Source organism: Acidobacteriota bacterium (genome assembly GCA_030949985.1).
In the GTDB taxonomy this organism is placed as follows: domain Bacteria; phylum Acidobacteriota; class Polarisedimenticolia; order J045; family J045; genus JALTMS01.
Window position 1 is genome coordinate 1 of the sequence record JAUZRX010000121.1, and the last position, 1,866, is coordinate 1,866.

The following is a 1,866-nucleotide window of genomic DNA, read 5'->3' on the forward strand; positions in this document are numbered from 1 at the left end:
CGTTCCCCCGCGCCGGCCGGCAGGGGCGTGCCTGAAAGTGATAGTGCCCACACAACTCCAGCAGCCGCGGGTGAAAACGAATCGCATCGCGCCTCCGCTCGAGCACCACCGATCGCAGATTGTCGTACAACAGGACCCGCGGCACACCCTCGAAGAACGAGAAGCCACGGACATGACCGCGCAGAAAATCCTCCAGGCTCTGGCTGAAGAAAAACTCCAGGTACATCGCGCGGGAGTGGGAGAGGACCATCACGAAACAGGACAGCCGCCGCCGGGCCCGGCCGACCGGCACCGTGCCGAAATGCGCCCAATCCACCTGGCCCTGTTCGCCGGGAAATGTCCGCAACTCGAGAAAGGCCTCGCGGGTCCGCGGCCGGAGCTTCCTGACCGCACGGCGAAGCTGGACCACACTTCCCGTGTAGCCGCGAGCACGGATCATCTCGTAGATCCTCGTCGCCCGCAGACGGGGGTAGTGCTTCAGCGTTTCCCGGATGAAATCCAAGTAGGGCCCCGTCACGCCGTTCGACGACCGTCTCTGCTTGCCCCACTTGAAACTCTCCACGTCGATCGCTCTGCGCACCGTATCCGGATGCACCCCGAGCTCCGCCGCAATCGTTCCGACCTTCCAGTGCTCCGCAAAAAACAAACGCCTGATCTCCGCTCGCTGCTCCGCCGAGATCATCGGTCACCCCGTGCCGTAATGCGGCTCGATGAGACGGCCTGCACGACCGCAATACGCACATCTGCACAAAACCCTCGGTCTCGCTCGATCATCGAACACCTCCCTGGGCCGCGAGAGCCGGAAATCCCCGGCAGCGGTCTCCGCAGCGAGCCTGCTACAACTCCCCCCTGCCGCGGAAGGTTGATCCGTCACGCCTGACTCACGTTGACGTTGCCGGTAAGCCCGTTGACGATCCCGGTGATCCAGACGCCCCTCCGGGCTCTGTTGATGACGACGATTTGCTCGCCGACGCTGAATGCAACGCGCCTTCTTCCGACACTCGTCCGAACAGTACGCATGCCCCCGGTCGCAACGGCGGCAGATCAAGAACAGTCCGCCACAGCCCGCGTAACGGCAAACTCGCTGCAATAAAAGGACTTGCGCCGCTCGCCGCATCGCGCCCCGCCGAAAAACACTGGACGGAACGGCGTGATCAAGGCAAGCTCGAGCGATGGCGCTTGTGGGCGATCACACCGCCCGCGAGTTACCGGCCCCGGTCGCACCATCGGCCGGGGCTTCCTTCTCTCTACTGACCCAACAGAATCTACCCCAACTCCCGGCTACCGCGCGCCTCCGGCGCGGATGATGCCGCTTTTTCCGCCCTGGACCGGCCAAGGTTCAGATTCCTACGTTTTTGGATGATCGCTAACAGCGACATTGGCATGGTTTGATATAGTCAAGAATCAGGCGGGCTACGCATGAGCGAAATCATCGACCTTGGCGACATCGCGATTACTGTGACGCGGAAAAAGATCAGGAACGTGCATCTTTCCGTGCACCCCCGAAACGGCCGGGTCACCATGTCCGCGCCGGAGCACACGCGCCCGGAGGTTGCCCGCGCCTACGCCATTTCGAAGATTGACTGGTTTCGCGAGCAGCAGGAGAAACTGCGAAATCAGGCGCGGGAGACGCCGCGTGAGTATGTGGAAAGAGAAAGCCATTATCTGTGGGGCCGCCGTTACCTGTTGACGGTGATTGAGCAGGATGCCAAGGCGTTTGTGACTATTGACCACAAACGCATCATGCTGAGCGTCAGGCCGGGAAGCGACCACGCCAGACCCGCGAGCGTAATCCATGAATGGCAGAATTCCCTGTTGCATGAATTCATCCCTCCGGTAATCGCCAGGTGGGAGGCCGGGCTGGAT

At 61.9% G+C, this 1,866-nt stretch carries 2 protein-coding genes; one reads left to right on the forward strand and one right to left on the reverse strand.

The window, feature by feature from the left end; genetic code table 11:
- On the reverse strand, window positions 1–682 hold a 682-nt coding region (istA, locus tag Q9Q40_15505), incomplete at its 3' end, for an IS21 family transposase (protein MDQ7008627.1).
- 737 nt (window positions 683–1,419) lie between these two features.
- On the opposite strand from istA, the gene Q9Q40_15510 reads away from it, so the two are divergent.
- The coding region (locus Q9Q40_15510) for a DUF45 domain-containing protein (GenBank protein MDQ7008628.1) at window positions 1,420–1,866 on the forward strand (447 nt) is incomplete at its 3' end.